General features: G+C 60.6%; 16 protein-coding genes and 1 tRNA gene. 2 read left to right on the top strand and 15 right to left on the bottom strand.

Going from position 1 to position 23,583, the window contains the following annotated elements:
- The 12 genes from V3C40_RS18890 to V3C40_RS18835 form a co-directional block, all read right to left on the bottom strand.
- On the bottom strand, positions 1-963 hold the full coding sequence (locus tag V3C40_RS18890; RefSeq protein ID WP_034752929.1) for an ABC transporter substrate-binding protein: 963 nt from the start codon (positions 961-963) through the stop codon (positions 1-3).
- 160 nt (positions 964-1,123) lie between these two features.
- A complete protein-coding gene (locus V3C40_RS18885; protein WP_331778243.1) occupies positions 1,124-2,158 on the bottom strand; it encodes an arabinan endo-1,5-alpha-L-arabinosidase in 1,035 nt (344 codons plus the stop codon).
- Between the two features lie 69 nt (positions 2,159-2,227).
- On the bottom strand, positions 2,228-3,778 hold the full coding sequence (locus V3C40_RS18880; RefSeq protein WP_331778242.1) for an alpha-N-arabinofuranosidase: 1,551 nt from the start codon (positions 3,776-3,778) through the stop codon (positions 2,228-2,230).
- A gap of 158 nt (positions 3,779-3,936) precedes the next feature.
- Positions 3,937-4,704, bottom strand: coding sequence for an SDR family NAD(P)-dependent oxidoreductase (locus V3C40_RS18875; protein ID WP_034752926.1), 768 nt, complete (start codon positions 4,702-4,704; stop codon positions 3,937-3,939).
- A gap of 34 nt (positions 4,705-4,738) precedes the next feature.
- Positions 4,739-6,316, bottom strand: a complete 1,578-nt coding sequence (locus V3C40_RS18870) for an aldehyde dehydrogenase (NADP(+)) (RefSeq protein ID WP_331778241.1) — start codon at positions 6,314-6,316, stop codon at positions 4,739-4,741.
- Positions 6,313-7,305 carry an AraD1 family protein gene (gene araD1, locus V3C40_RS18865; RefSeq protein WP_072455902.1) on the bottom strand — a complete coding sequence of 331 codons (993 nt, stop codon included), beginning with the start codon at positions 7,303-7,305 and terminating at the stop codon, positions 6,313-6,315. Before araD1 ends, V3C40_RS18870 begins: the two co-directional genes overlap by 4 nt.
- A 12-nt stretch (positions 7,306-7,317) precedes the next feature.
- Complete coding sequence (locus V3C40_RS18860; protein WP_034752921.1) at positions 7,318-9,060, bottom strand: IlvD/Edd family dehydratase; 1,743 nt, start codon at positions 9,058-9,060, stop codon at positions 7,318-7,320.
- A 200-nt stretch (positions 9,061-9,260) separates the two neighbouring features.
- Positions 9,261-10,331: an aldose epimerase family protein gene (locus tag V3C40_RS18855; protein WP_219328536.1), complete on the bottom strand. Its 1,071-nt coding sequence runs from the start codon at positions 10,329-10,331 to the stop codon at positions 9,261-9,263.
- Positions 10,332-10,348: 17 nt separating this feature from the next.
- Positions 10,349-11,296 (bottom strand): glycoside hydrolase family 43 protein, encoded by a 948-nt coding sequence (locus V3C40_RS18850; RefSeq protein WP_331778240.1) that lies wholly within the window; start codon positions 11,294-11,296, stop codon positions 10,349-10,351.
- Positions 11,297-11,321: 25 nt separating this feature from the next.
- On the bottom strand, positions 11,322-12,674 hold the full coding sequence (locus V3C40_RS18845; protein ID WP_331778239.1) for an MFS transporter: 1,353 nt from the start codon (positions 12,672-12,674) through the stop codon (positions 11,322-11,324).
- Between the two features lie 109 nt (positions 12,675-12,783).
- Entirely contained in the window at positions 12,784-15,441 is a 2,658-nt protein-coding gene (locus V3C40_RS18840; RefSeq protein WP_331778238.1) for a TonB-dependent receptor, read from the bottom strand.
- Between the two features lie 418 nt (positions 15,442-15,859).
- Positions 15,860-15,935, bottom strand: a tRNA-Arg gene (locus V3C40_RS18835).
- 199 nt (positions 15,936-16,134) lie between these two features.
- Between V3C40_RS18835 and V3C40_RS18830 the strand changes: the two genes are divergently transcribed.
- The gene (locus tag V3C40_RS18830; RefSeq protein WP_331778237.1) at positions 16,135-16,695 is read left to right on the top strand and encodes a c-type cytochrome; all 561 of its coding nucleotides are present in this window, start codon (positions 16,135-16,137) and stop codon (positions 16,693-16,695) included.
- A gap of 183 nt (positions 16,696-16,878) precedes the next feature.
- On the opposite strand, the gene V3C40_RS18825 is transcribed toward V3C40_RS18830, so the two are convergent.
- From V3C40_RS18825 to V3C40_RS18815, 3 genes are all read right to left on the bottom strand, one after another.
- A complete protein-coding gene (locus V3C40_RS18825) occupies positions 16,879-18,954 on the bottom strand; it encodes a M13 family metallopeptidase (RefSeq protein ID WP_128140944.1) in 2,076 nt (691 codons plus the stop codon).
- Between the two features lie 242 nt (positions 18,955-19,196).
- Complete coding sequence (locus V3C40_RS18820; protein WP_070304463.1) at positions 19,197-21,272, bottom strand: M13 family metallopeptidase; 2,076 nt, start codon at positions 21,270-21,272, stop codon at positions 19,197-19,199.
- Between the two features lie 174 nt (positions 21,273-21,446).
- The gene (locus tag V3C40_RS18815) at positions 21,447-21,668 is read right to left on the bottom strand and encodes a hypothetical protein (RefSeq protein ID WP_070304462.1); all 222 of its coding nucleotides are present in this window, start codon (positions 21,666-21,668) and stop codon (positions 21,447-21,449) included.
- Between the two features lie 367 nt (positions 21,669-22,035).
- Between V3C40_RS18815 and V3C40_RS18810 the strand changes: the two genes are divergently transcribed.
- On the top strand, positions 22,036-23,478 hold the full coding sequence (locus V3C40_RS18810) for a S41 family peptidase (protein ID WP_070304461.1): 1,443 nt from the start codon (positions 22,036-22,038) through the stop codon (positions 23,476-23,478).
- Positions 23,479-23,583 lie beyond the last annotated feature (105 nt).

The raw sequence follows: 23,583 nt of genomic DNA, 5'->3' as shown, positions 1-23,583 counted from the left end.
TTAGTACTTACGGTTCGGGAATTCCTTGGCGGCCACCTCGGCAGGGAACACGCCTTCCACCGTCGTGATGCGCGCTGGCACGGGCTTGCCGGCCACCACGTCGCGGGCGATCGACATCAATTGCGGGCCCAGCAGCGGGCTGCATTCGACGGTGACGTTCAGTTTGCCGGCGATCATGGCTTCGAACGCGCCTTTGACGCCATCGATCGAGATGATGATGATGTCCTTGCCCGGTTTCATGCCCGCTTCTTCGATGGCCTGGATGGCGCCGATGGCCATGTCGTCATTGTGCGCGTACAGCACGTTGATCTTCTTGCCTTCGGCCTTCAGGAACGCTTCCATCACTTCCTTGCCCTTGGCGCGCGTAAAGTCGCCCGTTTGCGAACGGATGATCTTCAATTTCGGATTCTTGCCGATGACTTCCTGGAAGCCTTCCTTGCGGTCGATGGCCGGCGCGGAGCCGACCGTGCCTTGCAGCTCGACGATGTTCAGTTGCGCGTCCGGGGTTTTCTTGGCGTGCTCGAGCAGCCATTGGCCGGCGCGGCGGCCCTCTTCCACGAAATCGGAACCGATGAAGGTCACGTACAGCGATTTGTCGGTGACGTTGACGGCGCGGTCCGTCAGGATGACGGGAATCTTGGCAGCCTTGGCTTCGCGCAGAACCGTATCCCAGCCCGATTCAACGACTGGCGAGAAGGCGATCACGTCGACTTTTTGCGCGATGAACGAGCGCAGGGCCTTGACCTGGTTTTCCTGTTTTTGCTGGGCATCGGCAAATTTCAGGGTGACGCCATCTTTCTTGGCCGCATCCTTGATGGAGACGGTATTGGCGGTGCGCCATTCGCTTTCGGCGCCCACCTGCGAAAAGCCCATGACGAGGGGCTTGGCGGCAAAGGCGGAAGAAGTAGCGGACAGTGCCAACAACATGGCGCTGGCGAGGAGTGTGCGGCGTGTCAATTTCATTCTTGTCTCCAGTTTTTTTTGGAATACCATCACAGCCGGATGCCGGATGGGCGGTTTTTTATGAACCCATGGTAGGAGAAAGCAACATAGCCATCCAATCAATTCTTTTTCGCTTGTGATACCGATTTGCGTATCACCTGCCGCTCATCCCCTGGCCTGCTTACCGTTTGGCGGCCGGCAATTGCCGGCTTTGATAGCGGTTCAAGTCGCGCGCGTCGACTTGCGGCCAGCCATCCTTGTCCCACGTCATGGGCAGGATCTTAAACTTCTGCAAATAATTGTCCGCCGTTTCATAGGCGTGCAGCACCAGGTAATCCTTGCCATCGAAGGTGTAGGCACTGTTGTGGCCGAGGCCTTGCCAGTCCTTGTCGCCTTTCAGCAGCACCGTGCCGCCGCCCTGCGCCATGTCGCGGCCATCCTTGTCCAGATACGGCCCCGTCACGCTTTTTGAGCGTCCCACGGCCAGGTGATACGTGCTTTTTTCCTTCTGGCAGCACAGGCCCCAGGAAACGAAGAGGAAGTAGTCGTTGCCGCGCTGGAAGATGAACGGCGCCTCGATTTCCTCGGGCGCCGGCTTGAATTCACCCGCGCGTGGCGGCAGCGGTACGCGTCGGGCCAGCGAGTGCCACTCTTGCGGTTCCGCAATGTGGGTCCAGTCCGGCGTCAGTTTCACCAGCTTGATGCCATTCCAGAAGGAGCCGAACGACATCCACGGCGTGCCCTTGGCATCGGTGATGATGTTCGAATCGATGGCATTCCACTCGTCGCGCTCGGGCACCGATTGCAGCAGCATGCCCTGGTCGACCCAGCGATAGTCGGGCGAGCGGGGATCCAAGGTCGTGTTGACGGTCACGCCGATGCCGGACGTGTTCTTGCCGAAGCCGGACACCGAGTAGTACAGATAATATTTCCCGTCGTGGAACTGCACGTCGGGCGCCCAGATATGGTCGTCAAAGCTGGGAGCAGCTGTTTTTGCCCACGTAGGCTGACCGGCGAAGACGCGCCCTTCCGGTTGCCAGTCAACCATGTTTTTCGAACTGTAGAAGGTGATGCCGGGCCCCGTGCTGTACAAATAATACGTGTCGCCTTCCTTGGCCATCACGGGGTCGTGCACGCTGACCTGGGCCGCGTGCGCGGCAGCCATGATCGCCAGGGTGCTCAGGATGGCGGCCATGCCGCGTGTCAATGTGTGCATCGTCTTCTCCAAAATGGTCAGCCGGCCCGTCATGCGGGCCGGCCTGATGAGTGACAGGTGAGCGACAGCTTAGTCGACGGCCACCACCACCACGGCCTTGGCAGGCACCGACACGGTTAGCTTGCCGCCTTGCGCCTGGGCATTAAACGCCACCGGCTGCACGGCTTGCGGTTGCGCAAAGCTGTTGACGGCATCCATCTTGCCCGCGGTCAGCATGCGGCCCGTCACGCTGGCCACTTGCTTGCCGGCCAATGCCACGCTCACGTCGACCGCCTTGTGCGGGTTCGTGTTGACCAGCGACAGATACACCTTGCCATCCTTGCCGCGCGCGGCCGAGGCGCTCACTTCCGGAATGCTGACCTTGCCCAGGCTGTACTTGCCATTACCCTGGATGGCGACCGGCAGGGACGTGGCATCCTGGAACGGCACGTACATTTCAAACGCGTGATACGTAGGCGTGAGGAAATATTTGTCCTTGTCCGTGATGATCATCGCCTGCAGCACGTTGACCATTTGCGCGATATTCGTCATGCGCACGCGGTCCGCGTGGGCGTGGAAAATATTGAAGTTCAGGGCAGCAACGAGCGCGTCGCGCAAGCTGTTTTGCTGGAACAGGAAACCGGTGTTGGTGCCCGGCTCCACGTCGTACCAGGTGCCCCATTCATCGACGTACAAGCCCGTCTTTTTCGAGGGATCGTTCTTGTCGATGGCGGCGATATTGTTCTTGATCAAGCTATCAATGCGCAGGGTGCGGCTCAGGGTGGAAATCCACTCATTTTCGCCAAAGCCCGTGGCGGCGCCCTTCTTTTCCCAGACGCCCGTCGGTACCGTGTAGTAATGGAAACTGATGGCGTCCATCATGTTCGGCTTGATTTCGCGGCTCAGGGTGCTGGACCAGCTGATGTCGTCGTCATTGCCGCCGCTGGCGATGAATTTCGGGCGCGCGCTTTCCGGCGTCTTCATGAAGGTGTGATAGTGCTTGTACAGGTCGGCATAGTACTGCGGGCGCATATTGCCGCCGCAACCCCAGGCTTCATTGCCGATGCCAAAGTAATCGACCTTGTACGGCTGGGCACGGCCATTCTTGCGGCGCAGCTCGGCCAGGGTCGACTTGCTGTCCGACGTCATGTATTCGAGCCATTCGGACATTTCCTGCGGCGTGCCGGAACCGAGGTTTCCGTTGATGTAGGTCTGCGCGCCCAGGAGCTCGGCCAGGTCGAAGAATTCGTGCGTGCCGACGGCGTTCGATTCTTCCACGCCGCCCCAGTTGGTGTTGACCTTGGTCGGGCGCTTGTCGCGTGCGCCGATGCCGTCCTTCCAGTGGTATTCATCGGCAAAACAACCGCCTGGCCAGCGGACCAGCGGCACGTGCAACTGTTTCAGCGCGCCCAGCACGTCGTTGCGCCAGCCCTTGGTATTCGGAATGGAAGACTCCGGCCCCACCCACATGCCTTCATAGATACCGGTGCCCAGGTGTTCGGCGAACTGGCCGTACACGTTCTTGTTGATCACGGCACCGGGCTTGGCCACGTCGATGGTGACCTTGACGGGCGCGGCAAAGGTGCTGCCGGCGGCTATGGCCAGGCTGAAGGCCACGATGCTGGTATGGATGAGTTTCATGCTGTCTCCTGTTTTTTAGTGAAAAGCAAGGGCCGGGATCAACCCGGCAATATGGATATGGCGATGCCTCTCCTGCCGCGGGGTTGAGGCGGCAAGAGCGGTGTTTCAAGATTGGAGGGCCGGTCAGTACCGGCGCGGATTAAACGATGCGCTAAGGCTTAGACCCAGCCGGCATCCACAATGAATTCCTGACTGGAGCACATCGCGCCGTCATCGGAAGCAAGGAACAGCACCATGGCGGCGATGTCCTGTGGCATCAACTTGCTGGGCAAGCATTGGCTTTTCTTGATTTCCACTTCGGCCGCGTCGTCGACCCACAGGTCGATCTGGCGCTGCGTCATGACCCAGCCCGGTGTGACGGTGTTGACGCGGATATTGTGGGCGCCAAAGTCGCGCGCCAGGCCCCGCGTGAGGCCCACGACGGCCGCCTTGGTGGTGGCATACACAGGGTAGCCGCCCGACTTCATGTGCCAGGAAATCGAGCTGACGTTGATGATGGAACCGCCGCCCTTGCGCTTCATGCCCTCGAAGACGGCCTGGCACGTGAAGAACATGGGACGCTGATTGATCGCAATGCGCTCGTTCCAGTATTCCAGGGTGACGTCCTGCGCCTGGTGGCGCTGGTCGTTGGCGGCATTGTTGACGAGGATATCGAAGTCGCCCAGCTTGTCGGCCAGTTCGGCCATGACGGCTTGCAATGATGGGATATCCGTGATGTCGCAATGGCGGAAAATGGGCGCCGTCAGGCCAGCTTCGGCCAGGCGGCGGCACAGGGCCTCGCTCGCTTCCACGGCGATATCGACAAACGCCACCAGCGCGCCCTGGGCGGCAAATTCCGCCACCAAAGATTCGCCGATGCCGCTGCCGCCACCCGTGATGAACACGCGCTTGCCCTGCAAGCTGCCATATTTCGCCAATTGCTTCATCTTGTCTCCGCCTGTGTATTTTTATTTTTTGTGATTAAAGTTTGCCCAGCACGCCATCGTGACGACGCCAGATCCCCAGCGGATTATCGTCGCGCAGCGACTCCGGCAGCAAGTCTTGCGGCAGGTTCTGGTAGGACACGGGACGCAGGAAGCGGTTGATGGCTGCCGTACCGACCGAGGTGCTGCGGCCATCCGACGTGGCCGGGAACGGGCCGCCGTGCACCATGGCCGTCGACACTTCCACGCCCGTCGGGAAACCGTTGGCCAGGATGCGGCCCACGCGGCGTTCCAGCACGGGCAGCAAACGGCGCGCATCTGCCACGTCGCCGGCATCGATTTGCAGGGTGGCCGTCAGCTGGCCTTCCAGGCTTTCCGTGATCGCCAGCAATTGCTCGATATCGCGGCAGGCGACCAGCAGGGAAGCGGGACCGAAGACTTCGTCGCGCAGATCGTGCTTGGCCAAAAACGCTTCGCCCGAAGTAACGAACAGGGCGGCGGCGCCCTTGCCTTCGTCGCCCGTGTTTTGCACCAGCGGCGTCACGTCGGCATGCTGCGCCAGTGCGGCGACGCCCTTGGCATAGCTGCTGGCAATACCAGCCGTCAACATGGTGGCGGCAGGCGCCGGCGCCAGCGCTTCGGCGGCAGCGGCGGCAAACGCCGTAAAGTCAGGACCTTCCAGACCCAGCACGAGGCCGGGATTGGTGCAGAACTGGCCCACGCCCATGGTCAGCGAAGCGGCAAAACCGCTGGCGATCGCCGCGCCACGGGCAGCCAGCGCTTGCGGCAACACGAAGACGGGATTGATGCTGCTCATTTCCGCATACACGGGGATCGGTTGCGCACGTTCCGCCGCCACCTTCATCAGGGCGATGCCGCCCGAACGCGAACCCGTAAAGCCGACAGCCTGGATGGCGGGATGCGCCACCAGGGTCTGGCCGATGCCATTGCCCGTGCCTGTCAACAAGGCGAACACGCCGGCCGGCAGCTTGCAGATGGCAATCGCTTTCACGATGGCGCGCGCCACCAGTTCCGACGTGCCCGGATGGGCCGAGTGGGCTTTCAGGACGACGGGGCAGCCGGCAGCCAGGGCCGAGGCCGTATCGCCGCCGGCCACCGAGAAGGCCAGCGGGAAGTTACTGGCCGCAAACACGGCGACGGGGCCCAGGCCGATCATGCGCAAACGCAAGTCAGGACGCGGCGGCACGCGGTCAGGCAGCGGGCTGTCGATGCGTGCATCGGTCCATGAACCCTCGCGCAGCAAGCCGGCGAACAATTTCAATTGACCCACCGTGCGGCCACGTTCGCCTTCCAGGCGCGCGCGCGGCAAGCCGCTTTCCGTCATGGCGCGCACGATCAGGTCGTCGCCCAGCTCAAGGATTTGCGCGGCGATGGTGTCGAGGAAATCGGCGCGTTCCGCGTCGCTGGTGGCGCGGAACGGGTCGAATGCGGCTTGGGCCAGGCGGCACGCCGCGTCGATTTGCGCGGCATCGACCATGTGGAAAGCGGGCGCGATGTGGGCGCGCGCGGCCGGGTCCCACGCTTCGAAAGAGCCGCCATTGCCCTTGACGGCGACGCCGCCGATCAATGCATCACCGGTGATATTGAAACTCATAATGTGCTCACTTTCGCAAATTCGGTTGGGAAGACATCGAGGCGGTTGCGCAAGGCAGGGCCAAAGGCCGGCGCTTCGATTTCAAAGGTTTCGCCAGGCGCCACGCTCACGCCATCGGCAAAGCTTAAGGTTGCCGTGCCAAAGAAGTGTACGTGCACGTCGCCAGGGCGCTTGAACAGCGGATACTTGAAGTGATGATGTTCCAGGTTGGCAATCGTGTGCGACATATTCTCTTCGCCGCTGACGAACGCTTTTTCCCAGCGTACATTGCCAGCCGCATCGAGCACACGCGAGGCGCCGGCGATATGCGCGGGCAATTCGCCCACCAGCAGGGCCGGGCCCACGCTGCAGGCGCGCAGTTTCGAGTGGGCCAGGTACAGATAGTTCTGGCGCTCCGTGATGTGGTCCGAGAATTCATTGCCGATGGCGTAGCCGGCCCGGTAGGGCTGGCCGTCGTCGCCGATTACATACAGACCGGCGATTTCCGGCTCTTCGCCGCCATCGAGGGCAAAGTCCGGCATGCGCAGCGGCTGGCCGCCGGCCCGCACGATGGAGCCGTCGCCTTTATAGAACCATTCGGGCTGGGCGCCGGCCGTGCCGTCAGCCGGCTTGCCGCCTTCCACGCCCAGGCGGAACATTTTCATGGAGTCGCTCAAGGATTCCGCGTCGCCGCCGATCTTCTTGTGCATGGCGTCGCGGGCGCCGGCGCTGCCCAGGTGGGTCAGGCCCGTGCCCGTCACGTAGCAGTGCGCTTCATCGGCATGATCGAGCGGCGGCAGCACACGTCCGGCAGCGGCCACGTCCGCATAGGAATGCGTGGTGTTGCCGACCGTGGCGTTGACCAGGTCCGCCAGGCTGACTTTCTTTCGGATGGCGTCCTGCGCCAGCGCATACGTCGTGTTGTAGCCTTCGATGACGCGGATGACGTCGTCTTGCAGCAGGCCGACGAGACGGCCGCCGTGTTCATTCGTAAATTGCAGCAACAGCATGGGATTCTCCGCTTAATGTGAGTGGCGCGGCACGGCGGAACCGCGATTGCCGACCAGGAAGTCGAAATCGCAGCCTTCATCGGCCTGCAACACGTGTTCGATGTACAGCTGCTGGTAGCCGCTCTTCGGCCCGGGCGCGCTGCCCAGTTCGCGGGCCGCCAGGCGCTCGGCGATTTCCGCGTCGCTGATGTCGATGTTCAGGCTGCCATTGTGGCAATCGAGGGCGATCATGTCGCCGTCGCGCACGATGCCCAGCGGACCGCCGGCCATCGCTTCCGGCGCCACGTGCAGCACGACGGTGCCGTAGGCCGTGCCGCTCATGCGCGCATCCGAAATACGCACCATGTCGGTGATGCCTTGCGCCAGCAGTTTCGGCGGCAAGCCCATGTTGCCTACTTCCGCCATGCCAGGATAGCCTTTCGGGCCGCAGTTCTTCATGACCAGCACGGAGTTCGCGTCGACATCGAGATCCGGATCAACGATGCGGGCCTTGTAATGTTCAAAGTCCTCAAACACGACGGCCTTGCCGCGATGCTGCATCAGGTGTGGCGAGGCGGCCGACGGTTTCAACACGGCGCCGCGTGGCGCCAGATTGCCGCGCAACACGCAAATGCCGCCATCGGCCAGCAAGGGGTTATCCAAGGTGCGCACCACCTCGTCGTTGTAGATCGGCGCTTCGACGCAGTTGTCCCACAGCGACTTGCCGTTGACGGTCAGCGCATTCTTGTGCGGCAGCAGATCGCCCTCGCCCAGGCGGCGGATGACGGCCGGCAAGCCGCCCGCATAATAAAACTCTTCCATCAGGAAACGGCCCGACGGCAGCAAGTCGACGATGGTCGGCGTGCCGCGGCCTACCTTGGTCCAGTCTTCCAGCTCCAAAGGCACGCCGATGCGGCCGGCAATCGCTTTCAGGTGGATCACGGCATTGGTCGAGCCACCGATGGCGGCGTTGACCTTGATGGCGTTTTCAAACGCTTCGCGCGTCAGCACTTTCGACAGGCGCAGGTCTTCGTGCACCATTTCGACGATGCGGATGCCCGACATGTGGGCCAGCACGTAGCGGCGCGAATCGACGGCGGGGATGGCCGCGTTGTGCGGCAGGGACGTGCCCAGCGCTTCAGCCATGCTGGCCATCGTCGAAGCCGTGCCCATGGTGTTACAGGTACCGGCCGAGCGCGACATGCCCGATTCGGCCGACATGAACTGGTGCAAGGTGATCGATCCCGCCTTCATCTGCTCGTGCAACTGCCATACGGCCGTGCCGGAACCGATGTCCTTGCCATTGAGCTTGCCGTTCAGCATGGGGCCGCCGCTGACGACGATGGTCGGGATGTCGACGCTGGCAGCGCCCATCAGCAGCGCCGGCGTCGTCTTGTCGCAGCCGACCAGCAGCACGACGGCGTCCATCGGATTGCCGCGGATCGATTCTTCCACGTCCATCGACGCCAGGTTGCGCGTCAGCATGGCCGTCGGGCGCAAATTCGATTCGCCATTCGAGAAGACAGGGAATTCCACTGGGAAACCGCCCGCTTCCAGGATGCCGCGCTTGACGTGCTCGGCCAATTGGCGGAAATGCGCGTTGCAAGGGGTCAGTTCGGACCAGGTATTGCAGATGCCGATGATGGGCTTGCCGTGAAACTCGTGGTCAGGTATGCCCTGGTTTTTCATCCAGCTGCGGTACATGAAGCCGTTCTTGTCCTGCGAGCCGAACCACTCGGCAGAGCGCAGGGCAACCTTCTTTTTTGTCTCAGACATGCCATTCTCCTGGTTGTGCCATGCCGGATCTAATGTCGTCGGCCCGGGCAGCGATGTTGGAATACTAAAGAATCCTGCCATGCCTTTCCAATCAATTTTTAATGCGTTCCGATATCGAAAACGATATCCATCAGCACTAATGAAAACGCCCTGCGCGCGCGTGGCGGCAGGGCGTGAAAGGTTTTTGGGGTCTGCAACGATTATTCTGCGGAAAACCGATAGACCGTTTCCGTCTGATACACCTCGCCCGGGCGCAAAATGGTATTCGGGAAGTGCGGCTGGTTCGGCGAATCCGGGAAATGCTGGGTTTCCAGGCATAGCGCGCCGCGGTAGCGGATGGCGCCCTGCTTGCCCTGCTGGCTGCCGTCGAGGAAATTGCCCGAATAAAACTGGATGCCCGGCTCCTGCGTGTATACCTGCATCGCCCTGCCCGATTGCGGCTCGCGCACGGTGGCGGCCAGGTTCAGTCTGTCCCCCGGCTTTTGATTCAGCACAAAGTTATGGTCGTAGCCGCGGCCGATGCGCAGCTGCTCATGCGGCAGAGCTATGCTGCTGCCGATGACGGTGCTCTGGCGCAAGTCGAACGGCGTGCCGGACACATCTGCCAATTCGCCCGAGGGGATCGACCCCGCGTCCACGGGCAGGTAGCGGTCCGCGTTGATGGACAACTCGTGGCCGAGGATATCGCCGTGCCCCGCCAAATTGAAATAGCTGTGGTTGGTCAAGTTGACCGGCGTGGCTTGGTCCGTCACGGCGTGATAGCGCAGGCTCAGCGCGTTATCGTTGTCCAGTTCGTACACGACGGTGACATCCAGCTTGCCCGGGTAGCCGTCTTCGCCGTGCGGGCTGCTGCGCGTGAACGTGATACCGGCGGCGTCATCCCTGGTGAACGGCGCGGCTTGCCACATGACCTGGTGAAAACCCTGGTTTCCGCCATGCAAGTGGTTCGGCGGGTTGTTGACGGCCAACTGGTAATCCTTGCCGTCCAGACTGAACCGTCCCTCGGCGATGCGGTTGCCGAAGCGGCCGATGACAGCGCCCAGGAAAGCGCTGTTGTGCAGATACGGCTCGATGCGGTCGAAACCGAGTACCACGTCGGCAAAGCTGCCGTCGCGGTCCGGCACGTGGAGTTCGCTGATGATGGCGCCAAAGTCGAGCACCTTGACTTGCATGCCCTGGCGGTTCGTCAGGGTAAATACGCTGACGTGCTGGCCATCGGGCAGGATGCCGAACGGCAACTGCGTCACTGAAACAGAATCAACTGGGGTCATGGCGTCGGGTCCAGGTTTTACAGGGTCGATGAGCGGCCAAACACGGGCATGCCTTGCGCATCCCAGCGCAACGGTTTGACAAACGTGTGGCGGTCCGGGTTCCACAAAGGGTCGCCAACGATTTCCGTGTAGGTGCGGGCATGGTACACCAGCAATACACCGTCGCCATCGCCGGCCGTCGTGAAGCTGTTGTGGCCGGGGCCGTAAATGCCGTGCTCGTAGCAGGTGGCAAACACGGGCTCGGGCGACTTGCTCCACGCCGCAGGATCGAGCAAGTCGGCGGACTCGTCGGCCCACAGCAAGCCCATCGCATAGTTTTCATCGGTGGCGCTGGCCGAATAGCTGATGAAGATCTTGCCGTTGCGCTTCAGCACGGACGGCCCTTCGTTGACCCAGAAGCCGCGGATTTCCCAGTCGAATTCCGGTTTGCTCAGCATCACGGGTGGACCGGCCAGCTGCCACGGCGTGGCCATCGGCGCGATGTACAGGTTCGAATTGCCCTCGATGGCGACATCTTTCTGCGCCCACAGGTAATACAGCACGCCATCGTGCTCGAACGTGGTGGCGTCCAGGCAGAAGGTGTCGATGCCCGTGTCGATCTGGCCCATGAATTCCCATTCGCCAATCAAAGGATTGGCGTTCGTGTTGCGAATCGCATACATGCGGTGCTGGAACAGTTTATGTTTGATCTCGCGGCTTGGCGCGGCGGCGAAATACACATACCATGCGCCCTGGTTGAAGTGCAGCTCGGGCGCCCACACCAGCTCGCTGTACGGCCCCGTTTCCGGCTTGTGCCACACGTCGACCGTTTGCGCGTCGGCCAGGCCGGCGATGCTGTCGGCACGGCGCAGTTCGATGCGGTCGTACTGCGGCACGGACGCCGTAAAGTAATAATAGCCGTCGCTGTGACGGTAGATATGCGGGTCGGCACGCTGTTCGATCAGCGGGGTCAATATTTCTGTCATGTTATTTACTCCGTTCAGTTATTGCTTAGGCGGCCACAAAACCGCGCTTGTGCATTTCCGATTTGACACCGCTGTAGTACTCGTCGCTAATGCGGTACTTGAACATCAGCAAGCCCATCAGCAAGTGGAAGAAACCGGGGATGATCGACAGCATCAGGGCGATACCGTTCAGGGCGAATTGCGTTTGCTCATGGTTGGGCTGGTAGTCGAAATACGCGAGCAATACGCCTACCAGGCCGCCCGCCACCGCCATGCCCGCCTTCTGGCAGACGGAGATGCCGCCAAAGGCGAAGCCCGAGACGCGCTTGCCCGTCTTGACTTGACCATAATCGATGGTTTCCGCAATGGCCGACCAGAATACGGGCGCATGCAAATCCACGACAAAGGACAGCAGGAAATACAGGGCGAAGGCCAGCACGATGTCGCTCGGTTTCACAAAGAAATAGATCGCCAGGCTGATCAGGGCGACGCCGATCTGCGTGTAGCGGAACAGTTTTACCTTGCAATAAAACTTGGTGATCCAGGTCGAGGCGATCATGGCCAGGATGGCGGCCACTACGCCCGTCGTGAGGAAGGCGGCCACCGTTTCCGTGCTGCCACCCAGATAGTATTTCGCGTAATAAATGGCGACGGAACCGCGCACCACGTAGCCGATGGTGCCCGTGACGCACACGCCGCACAGCACCAGCCACTGGTCGTTCTGCAGCAGCACTTTCAATTGGTCGAGCAGCGATTGCTTTTCCACCACGTGCACGACGCGCTCGGTGGTGGAGAAATAGCAGAACAGGAACAGGGCCACGCCCATGACGGCCATCACGGCCATGGCCGCCTGGTAGCCGACGGCCGGGTTGCCGCCGCCCCAGCGCTGCGACAGGATTGGCACGACGATGGTCACCATGAAGGCGCCGATCTTGGCGAAGAACAGGCGGTAGCCGTTGGCCGACAGGCGGTCCTGCGGATCGCTCGTCAGTCCGCTGATCAGGGAGATATACGGAATGCCCACGCCGGCCGTCATGATGGTCATCAGGATATACGTCGAGTATGCCCAGATCAGCTTGGCGTCATAGTGCCACTCGGGCGTGCTGAACACAAAGAAGACGCTGACGCCATACGGCACGGCCAGCCACAGCAGATACGGGCGGTAGCGGCCCGAGGCAAAGCTGTAGCGGTCGGTGATCTGGCCCATGACCAGATCGGCAATGGCGCCGATGACTTTCACGGCCACGAACAGCAGGGCCAGGTCGGTGGTTTTCAAGCCATAGATATCGGTATAGAAAAAGGTGATGATCAACATCATCGACGAGATGACGACATTGAGCGCCATGTCGCCGGCGCCGAAGCCGACCTTTTCAACGGTAGATAATTTTTGCGTCTCCATGCTTTCCGTCCATTCTTTTTATGATGAATCGTGCGTGACTGCCCAACTGACAGGGGCGTTGCCGGCCGAAACCATGGCAACGCCCTTGATTTTTTACTGTGCGACCAAGTTACATTTTCCAGCGTAAAGAAAGACCCACTGTGCGGTCATAGCGGCGCGTGTCGCGCGGATACACGCCCGCAGTGTTCCAGTAATCCTTGAACTTGGTGTCGAGCAAGTTATTCCCATCGAGGGTCACGGTGAACTGGTCGTTGATCTTGTACGACAGCGAACCGTCAAGCTGGGCCGTCGGCGCCACTTTCAAGTCCAGTCCGGGGCCGCCCTGGTTGTAGCTGTCGATGAATTTCGAGCGCCAGTTGTAGGCGAGGCGGCCCGACCAAGCGTCTTTTTCGTACAGCACGACCAGGTTGTAGGCATAGCGCGACACGCCCGTGATGGCATGGCTGCCCGTCTCGTCATCAGTAGTGCCGCTCATGTAGGTACCGTTCGCTTGCAAGCCCAGGCCGCTCAACAGGCCAGGCAAGCCGTCATAAAACTGCTGGTAGCCAATTTCCAGGCCCTGCAGCTTGCCGGCGGCCGTGTTGTACGGGCGGTCCACGTCATAGGTCTTGCCGGCGATGGTTTCGCTGGAAATGCGTTGCTGGATATAACCGTCGAACTTGTGGTGGAACACGGTAGCCGTGACGGAACCGGCGGGCGCGAAATACCATTCCAGTGCCGCGTCAACATTGTCGCCTGTGACTGGTTTCAAGTTCGGATTGCCGCCCGCGCCCGTCGCCTTCACCGTTTCCGTCGAGTTGACCAGGGCCACGCCCGGGTTCAGCTGGGAAAAGCCGGGACGGCTGATGGTGCGGCCCGCAGCGAAGCGGCCGACCAGGTCCGAGCGCAGCTTGATTTTCAGGGCCACGCTCGGCAGCACGTCGGTGCTGGACGTGTCGCTGATGACGGGCGTGTAGACGCCATCTTGCGAACTGTTGCCTTGCAGGCTTTGCTCGGTGCGCACGACGCGCACGCCCACAGTGCCGTCGACGGGGTAGGCGCCCAGCTTGAAGGCGACCTTGGCCTTGGTATAGATCGAGTACGTTTTTTCCGTATCTTTGAAGAACGAGCCCGGGTCCATTGCGCGCGCCGCGCTGCTGCCCGTGACGGCTTGGCGGATGGTGCCCGTGTTATTGAGCAGGAAGCTGGCGCACGGCGTGTACCACTGCTTCAAGCCATAGTCGGGGCCGCCGCTGGACATCGGTTCCGACAGACAATTGAGGCCAGGAATCGACGTCACGCTCTGGCGGCCGAACGGAAACGCGGCGCCGGACACGTCCGGTGCTTCCGCATTGCCCTCGAAACTCTTGATCGATTCGGCTTCGCGCTTCACGCCACGCAGACCGACGCTGATTTCCTTGAAGATGCCGCCCGCGCTGGGCGTGTACGCCAGGTCGACGCGCACGTCGTTCGAGCTGCCCTGGTCCTTGCCGTAGCGGTCGAAGAAACCCTTCAGATAGTAGTTCGACGGGTCTTGCAAATCGCTGCCCGTGTAGTCGACGTGCAAGGTGCCGTTCTGGTTGGTATTGATGCGGGCATTCGGCACGACAGTAATCGCGTCGAGAATCGGATTGCGCCAGGCATAGGTGCTTTTGGTACTGGCCACTTCCGACGTGAAACGCCATTCAGGATTGATATCCCACAAGCCGCCCACGGCAAATTGATGCGTCTTTGTCTCGTTCTTGTTCGCCTGCGTCGACATGATGGTGTTGACGTTGGTGGACGTGAGCGTTTGCAGCTGGTTGGTGCCGGGAATTTTTGTAGTCGACACGGGCGTGCCCCACCATGGCAAGCCGACAAAGTAATCGGACTCGGCATCGAGCAGGAAGCGCGTGGCCATGCCTTCGGCGTACAGCTCGACGTCGGCGTTCGGACGCCATTGCAGCACGGCATTGGCGGTCGTGCGACGACGGTCGCCCTTGATCGGCAGCAAGCCCACCTGGTCCGGCCCCGTCAAACCCGGCGACAGGAAACTTTTATCCACGGGCGCCGTATTGAACGCGCGTTCCTCATGGTAGCGGTGCTGCTGCTGCGACAAGCCCAGCAGCGCGCCCACTTCGCCAATACTCGTCTTCCAGCGGTTAGCCACCATGCCGCTGATGTTCGGGTCCGTGGCCTTGGATTTGTCGCTGTAGACGGCGCGCGTATTCACGCTGGCCGTGAAATCCTTGAAATCGAACGGACGGTTGGTGCGCACGTCGATGATGCCGGCCACGCCGCCTTCGACCTGGTCCGCGCCCTGCGATTTGTACACGTCGACGCGCTGCAGCATGGTGGCGGGAATGTCGGCCAGGTTGACGTAGCGGCCCGTGGTGGTAAACAGTTCGCGGCCGTTGAGCAGGGTCGTGACATCGCGCAAGCCGCGGATCATGACGGCGCTCGCCTCGCCAGAATCGCGGCGGATCTGGATGCCGGAAATGCGCGCCAGGGTCTCGGCCACGTTGTTATCGGGGAATTTGCCGATGTCGTCGGCCACGATGGAATCGATCACCTGGTCCGAACGCATCTTGATCTGCTGCGAATTTTGCGCCGAGCGGCGCACGCCGCTAACGGTCACGACCGACACTTCCGCCGCCGGCTCGGCACTGGCATTGGCCGCCACCGCCTCCTGCGCCCAGACCGAAGCCGTGCTCAGCAAGCCAATACCGGCCAATGCCGCAACGGCTGCCTTCAAGGTGAATGGACGAGGGGAAGTGGCCGCGAGCGGACCGGTGGCGTTGCGCATCATGAATCTCCAGATATTGTATTGATATTTTTTGTATCGCTTGCATGTCGTTCGCATGCTCGGCGTTTATCTTAGGGGCTGGGCGATAATCTCTCCAATCAATTTTTCCACTGTTTCGATATCAATATTGATATCAGCGGCTGAGGGACTTTGGAGGTTGCAAACGGACAACGGCAGGGGCGTCAGGGGTATTTATGAGAAGAGAATGCACAAAAAATTGGCAGCACCGACATGAGCTGGCGCACGGTGCCCATGGCGAGCAGAAACGGACATGTGCCGCTGTAAGCATCTTTCTCGATCAAAGGTGTTGAGGTATTGCATTGGCGCGCCGCGCATGCCAAAGAACAGCGCAGGCAAGTAACTCACAGCATGCAGCCGCATGGCAATGCTGGCTGGATTAAAACGGGAGTTTTGATTTGTCTGGTGCGGCTGGCGGGGATCGAACCCACGACCCTTGGCTTCGGAGGCCAATACTCTATCCACTGAGCTACAGCCGCGTAGGGGGAATTTCTGAAGTGATGCGAAGGATACCGTTTTTCTTTACCTACGTCTACGGAAACTGTCGTATCGCTGGCAATTGCATGTCACTGCTCAATTTTTGTGCCTATAATTGTGGGTTTCATAAAGGTTTACATCCAAGCATGTAAAAATGCTACCTTACACGGCCATCAGTTTCAAATCTGGACTAAGGACATCATGAGCGACGCACATAACGAACAACAATCAGCGATCAAAACGCCTAAACAATTGCTTGCCGCCGTAGCTGGCTTCTTCCTCATCACCGTCATCGGCATCATCCTGCTGGTGCAGTTCGTCACGGCGCAAAAACTGACGGGCGCCGGTACGGACAGCCAGTCGCCGGAAGCCATTGCCGAGCGCTTGAGTCCAGTTGCCAACGCCGGCTTTACCTTCAAGGATGCCAGCGGTCCGAAAGTGCTGCAAAGCGGCGAAGCCGTCTACACGGCGACCTGCGTGGCTTGCCACGGCGCCGGCGTGGCCGGTGCACCGAAATTTGGCGACGTGGGCGGCTGGTCTGCCCGTCTGGCCCAGGGCTACGATACGGTCCTGAAGCACGCCATCGAAGGCTTGCGCGCGATGCCGGCCAAGGGTGGCAATCCGGACCTCGACGATGTGGAAGTGGCGCGCGCCGTCGTCTACATCGCCAACGCGTCGGGCGGCAAGTTCAAGGAACCGGAAGTGCCGGCACCAGCCGCGGCCGCTGATGGCGCTGCTCCGGCAGCCGAGCCTGTCAAATAATTCAGCCAGCGCGCTGAACCAGGAACCGCCCGGATGGGCGGTTTTTTTTCGCCTGCGCATAAGCAAGCGATTTGTCGGATTACGCGTTTCGCTAATCCGACCTACGCGACGTTCGCGACGGACGTAAAAAAGCCGCCCGGCTTGATAGCGGGGCGGCTCGGTGCTAGTGCGTCAGCACTGCTGTTACCACATGATGACGCGGTCTTTCGGCGGCAGATACATCTTGTCGCCCGGTTTCACGTCGAAGGCTTGATAGAAGCCGGGCTGGTTGCGCATGGTGCCGTTGGCACGGAATTGGCCTGGCGAGTGCGGATCCGTTTTCAGCAAGACCAGTTGCTGCGCTTCACGCATTTTCATGCGCCATACCTGGGCAAAGCCCGCGTAGAAGCGCTGCTCGCCCGTGAAACCGTCGATGACGGGGGCTTTCTTGCCGTTCAGCGACAATTTGTATGCTTTGTACGCGATTGCCACGCCGGAATTGTCGGCGATGTTCTCGCCCAGGGTCAGTTCGCCGTTGACGAAGTGGCCTTTCACCGGGCTGAAGCCGTTGTACTGCGCCACCAGCTGCTTGGTTTTCTTGGCAAAGTTTTTATGGTCGGCCTTGGTCCACCAGTCGCGCAAATTGCCGTCGCCGTCGTACTGGGCGCCCTGGTCGTCGAAGCCGTGGCTGATTTCATGGCCGATCACGCCGCCGATGGCGCCATAATTGACGGCATCGTCCGCGTTGGCATCGAAGAACGGTGCTTGCAGGATGGCGGCCGGGAAGACGATTTCGTTCAGCTCAGGATTGTAATAAGCGTTCACGGTCTGCGGCGTCATGCCCCACTCGTCGCGGTCGATCGGCTGGCCCAGCTTATTCAGCTCGCGGTTGTAGTTGAGCAGGTGCGAACGCTGGATGTTGCCGATCAAGTCGTCGGGCGCCACCGTCAGGCCCGAGTAATCGCGCCATTTGTTCGGATAGCCGATCTTGGTGGTGAACTTGGCCAGCTTGATTTGCGCCTGTTTCTTGGTGACGGGGCTCATCCAGTCGAGCTTGTCGATGCTTTGCTTGTAGGCCGTCATCAGGTTTTTCACCAGCGCTTCCATGCGCACCTTGCGCTCGGCCGGGAAATACTGCTCCACGTACAGCTGGCCCACGGCTTCACCCAGCGCGCCTTCGACGGCGCCCACGCCGCGTTTCCAGCGCGGACGCATTTCCGTCACGCCCGTCAGGGTAGTGCCATAAAACGCGAAGTTTTCGTCGACATACGCTTTCGGCAGGTAGCCAGCGTTCGCGTGCAGCAAATGCCACTGGAAGTATGCTTTCCACGTTTCCAGCGGCGTCTTGTTGGCGATCTCGGCAAAGCCTTTCAGGTAGCTGGGCTGGCTGACGATCACATAATTGACCTTGCCGGCGATACCCGTGTCCTTCAGGTAGCGGGCCCAGTCGTAGCCTGGCGCCACGCTGGCCAGTTTCGCCAGTTCCACCTTGTTGTAGGTTTTGACGGGGTCGCGGTTCTGCACATTGCTCCATTGCGCCTTGGCCAGTTCCGTTTCCAGCGCCAGGATAGCCTTGGCATTGGCGGCCGCGTTCGCGTCGCCAGCCAAGCTGAGCATTTTCTCCACGTGGGCCAGGTATTTGGCGCGCGTATCGGCCTTGCCTTCTTCCAGGTAGTAATCGCGGTCAGGCAAGCCCAGGCCGCTTTGCACGATGTCGGCCACGTATTTGGTGGAATCCTTGGCGTCCTGGTGGATGCCGAAGTCGTAAGGCGAGGTCACGCCCAGCTTGCTGAAGTGGGCGATCACGGCCGGCAATTCCGCCTTGTCCTGCAACGCCGCGATCTTCGCCAGCTCCGCGTTCAAGGGCGTCAGGCCCAGGCTTTCCAGCTTGGCTTCATCCATGAAGCTGTTATAGAAATCACCGATTTTCTGTGCATTCGAACCGGCCGCGCGTGCCTTGTCGGCGGCAGCGCCTTCGACGATGCCGCGCAGCTGCGTTTGCGTATCGTCGGCCAGCTTGGCAAAGCTGCCCCAGCTCGACTTGTCGGCAGGTATGACAGTTTCCGCCAGCCATTTGCCATTCAGGTGCTGGAACAGGTCGTCCTGCGCGCGCACGGCAGGGTCGACGTATTCGACGGCGATGCCGGACGTCAGCGCCGCAGCGGCGACGGCCGTGGCGGGAGCGGCAGCGGCTTTCTTGGCACTATCAGCGGCGCCAGCCATGCCGGACACGCCGGCCAGCAAACTCAGGGTCAATGCACTTAACAAATAACGATTCACGGTTGTCCTCTATATTGTATTGTGTGGAATATAAGGGTCAGAAGGCCCAAGGCTTCTGGCCCGGTTTTTGACTGTAGCATACCGGCCGAAATGACAGAAAGAACTTTGGCCAGAATGCAAAAAAGACCACGCAAGTGGTCTTTTTTGTTGTGACAAGATAACGTTTACATGGCGTAGATCGGGTTAGCCCAGAGGGCGTAAGCCGACAACATTGTGAGCGCCATCGGTGTGTCGGATGATGTTTACCAGATGATCACGCGGTTTTCCGGCGCGACATACATCTTGTCGCCCGGTTTCACGCCAAACGCTTCATAAAAACCTGGCTGGTTGACCATGGTGCCATTGGCGCGGTACTGGCCCGGCGAATGGGGATCGGTCTTGATCTGCACGATCTGCTGCGCTTCGCGCATCTTGCTGCGCCACACCTGGCCAAAGCCCATGTAGAAACGCTGGTCGCCCGTCAAACCGTCCAGCACGGGCGCCGGCTTGCCACCCAGCGAGATTTTATAGGCTTTATAGGCGATCGCCACGCCCGAGTTGTCGGCAATGTTTTCGCCCAGTGTCAGCGCACCGTTGACGTGGTAGCCAGGCAATGGGCTGTAGCCGTCATACTGCTTGGTCAGCGCGTCGGCCTTGGCCGCAAAATTCTTGCGGTCGGCCGGGGTCCACCAGTCGCGCAGGTTGCCGTCGCCATCGGACTGGCTGCCCTTGTCGTCGAAGCCATGGCTGATTTCATGGCCGATGACGGCGCCGATGGCGCCATAGTTGACGGCGTCGTCCGCGTTGGCGTCAAAGAACGGTGGCTGCAGGATCGAGGCGGGGAAGACGATTTCATTCATCGTCGAGCTGTAATAGGCGTTCACCGTTTGCGGCGTCATGCCCCACTCTTCGCGGTCGATCGGCTTGCCCAGCTTGGCCACCTGGCGCGCGGAGCCGAAGTTGGCGGCGCGCATCATGTTGCCCACCAGGTCGCCCTGGACGATTTGCAGCTTCGAATAATCGCGCCATTTGTTCGGATACGCGATCTTCGGCGTGAACTTGGCCAGCTTGGCTTGCGCTTCCTTCTTGGTCTCCGGGCTCATCCAGTCCAGGGTATCGATGCTGTCCTTGTAGGCGGCCAGCACGTTTTTCACCAGTTCCTGCATGTGCGCCTTGCGCTCTGCCGGGAAATATTGCGCGACATACAGTTTGCCGACGGCTTCGCCCAGCACGCCTTCGACGGCGCCCACGCCACGCTTCCAGCGCGGCTGGTTTTCCGTCACGCCGCTGAGTACCGTGCCGTAAAAGGCAAAGCTTTCATCGACGAAGTTTTTCGACAGGTAGCTGGCATAGCTGCGCAGCAACTGCCATTCGAAATACGCTTTCACGGTGTCCAGGTCGGCGGACGCAAGCACCTTGTTGTAGCCGGCCAGGTAGCTTGGCTGGTTGACGATGACGTAATCGACCTTGTTGGCGATACCGAGCGCGGCCAGGCCCGACTTCAGGTCGTAGCCCGGGGTCAGGTCGTTCAGCTTATTGATGTCGGTCTTGTTGTAGCGTTTGACGGGGTCGCGGTTCTCGACCTTGGTCCATTGCACTTCGGCCAGGGCCGTTTCCAGCGCAACAACCGCCTTGGCGCGCGCCGCGGCGTTCTTGTCGCCGGCCATGGCCAGCATTTTTTCCACGTGCGCCTGGTATTTTTCCTTGACGCCAGCCTGCTTGGCTTCCAGGTAGTAATCGCGGTCTGGCATACCCAGGCCGCTTTGGCTGACATATGCCGCATATTTCGTCGAGGCACGCGCATCCTGGCCCACGTAGACGGCATAGGGAGTCGACACGCCCGTCTGGCTCAGGTGGGCGATCAGGGCCGGCACGCCTTTCTTGTCGCGCAGCGAGCGGATGCGGTTCAGTTCGCCGGCCAGCGGCTTCGTGCCCAGCGCATCGAGCTTGGCTTCATCCATGTAGCTGGCGTACAGGTCGCTGATTTTCTGCGCTTCGGAACCGGCCTTCTTGTTTTTGTCCTGTTGCGTCGATTCGATGATGCCGCGCAATTGCGGCGTCGTGTCATCGCGCAGCTTGGCGAACGAACCCCAGCTCGACTTGTCGGCAGGGATCTCAGCCGTCGCCAGCCACTTGCCGTTCAAATGGGTAAAGAAATCGTCCTGCACGCGCACGGCGGGGTCGATGTACTGCACATCGATGCCGGAAACGACGCCAGCGGCGGCAGGCGCGGCGCTTGGGGCCACGGTCGGGGCGGCAGCGGCGGATACGGGTTCGGCGGCATGGGCAAACGCAGCCAACAGGGTCAGGGTCAGACTGCTCAAGAGATAGCGATTCACGAATTGTCCTTATGGGGCATGTCAAAAAGACCGGGCAGATAGCTGCGGGCGGATAGCCCGCCGCGCCAGGCGCTGCAGGAATGTAGCACGCACCGCTCAGTTCGGCCAGGCTCAAGGGGCTTTCATTGTCCAGTCCGGCGAGCATGGCGTGGGCTGGAACAGCGCATGCAGCGTTTATCCATACAGATAAAGCAGGTCGTCGATCAGCGCCAGTTCCTGTTGCGTGAACTGCGTGTGGTTGAACTGCCCGATAGCTTCGAGCACACCTCTAATCGGCACTTGCCGTGACGGATCCTGAACGATGTCGATCAGCAGGCCAACATCAGGATCCCGCCCCCTCAGATACTTTTCAATCAGCGCTTCGAGCGAGACTCGTGCCTGCAAATCAGTTAACATTTTTTATCTGCCGGGAAGAAAGAAGCTCCAGTCTAAATGAGCCGGAGCCCGCGGATAAAAAAAAGCCTGCGTCCGCGGACGCAGGCAAAACCACTTCGGGTCGAGAATGCGAGTCCACTATAGGGCCGCCGCACACGCTTTTTTTCGACTCTTACAAATGCTTACTCCCCTCAAGACTCCCTATACATCGCATACAAAACCGCAACATATGGCAAGCTGGCAGCCCCGTTTTCGCGCGTAGACTGGGTCCAGGCACGCTTTTTCCACGGCCGGCCCACGCCGGCAGAGATTCAGGTCTATACTTTCAACAAAGCGCCGCTCCACGGGGACTGGCGCTTGTGCAAGACACGCTAGCTGCAAAGGTGCAATGATGGGCAAACTCAAAAATACCGGCTTGATCGGCCTGGGCGTGGTGGCCGGCGTCGCCGTGTCGCTGCAATTTTCCGCCATGGCGCAAAAGACCGTCGAGCCGCCCCTGCCGCTGGAAGAGCTGCGACAGCTGGCCGACGTGTTTGGCCTGATCAAGTCCGATTACGTCGAGCCGGTGGAAGACAAGAAACTGCTGGAAGACGCCATTTCCGGCATGGTTGCCTCGCTCGACCCCCATTCCGCCTACCTGGACAAGAAAGCCTACGCCGAGCTGCGCGAAGGCTCCGAAGGCAAGTTCGTCGGCCTGGGCATTGAAATTGGCCTCAGCGAAGACGGCTACATCAAGATCGTCTCGCCCATCGAGGATTCGCCCGCCTACCGCGCCGGCATCAAGGCCGGCGACCTGATCACCCGCCTCGATGGCCAGCCCGTGAAAGGCGTCAGCCTCGACGACAACGTCAAGCGCATGCGCGGCGAGCCGGGCACCAAGGTGTCGCTGACCATTGCCCGCAAGGATGAAGCGCAGCCGCTGGCCTTTACCATCACGCGCGAGGAAATCCATCAAAAAAGCGTGAAGGCGAAGATGGTCGAACCGGGCTACGCCTGGCTGCGCGTGTCGCAATTCCAGGAACCGACCGTCGACGACATGGCCGCGCAGATCACGGCGCTATATCAACAAGATCCGAACATCAAGGGCATGGTGCTCGACCTGCGCAACGATCCGGGCGGCGTGCTGCAGGGCGCCATCGGCGTTTCGGCCGCCTTCCTGCCGAAGGATGCGGCCATCGTCTCGACCAACGGCCAGTTGCCGGACTCGAAACAGGTGTTCTACGGCCGCGCCGAATACTATACCTTCCGCTCGGAAGGCGATGCGCTGGCGAAATTGCCGGCTGCCATCAAGAAAGTGCCGCTGGTGGTGCTCGTCAACACGGGGTCGGCCTCGGCCTCGGAAATCGTCGCCGGCGCCCTGCAGGATTACAAGCGCGCCACCATCATCGGCACGCAAACCTTCGGCAAGGGTTCCGTGCAAACCATCCGCCAGCTGACAGCCGACACGGCCGTCAAGCTGACGACGGCCCGCTACTACACGCCGAACGGCCGCTCGATCCAGGCCAAGGGCATCGTGCCCGACCTGCTGGTCGATGAAAATGCGGATGGCGACGGCTTGAACGGCTTGCGCATCCGCGAAGCGGACCTGACCAAGCACCTGAGCAACGACCGCGACAAGGAAAGCACCAAGGCCGCCCCCGTCAACGACGAGATGGAAGAGCAATTGCGCATCATCGCGCTGGAAAAGACCCGCAAGCCGCTGGAATTTGGCAGCAAGGACGATTTCCAGTTGCACCAGGCACTCAATCACCTGAAGGGCTTGCCGGTGCAACTGGCCAAGGCCGAACCGGTGGTGGTGCAGGCCGACGTCAAGAAAGAGCAGAAGAAGTAAGCAGTTTGGGGTCAGACCCGGCGGGTCTGACCCCATCACACGCAATACCCCCAGCACCGCTCCACGCGACAAAAATCAATCTTCCGCCACACATCGCCCTGCCCC

This window comes from Janthinobacterium sp. LS2A (genome assembly GCF_036543145.1).
Classification (GTDB): Bacteria; Pseudomonadota; Gammaproteobacteria; order Burkholderiales; family Burkholderiaceae_D; genus Janthinobacterium; species Janthinobacterium aestuarii.
The sequence above is the reverse complement of the archived record's forward strand: the minus strand, read 5'-3'. Positions and strand labels throughout refer to the sequence as shown.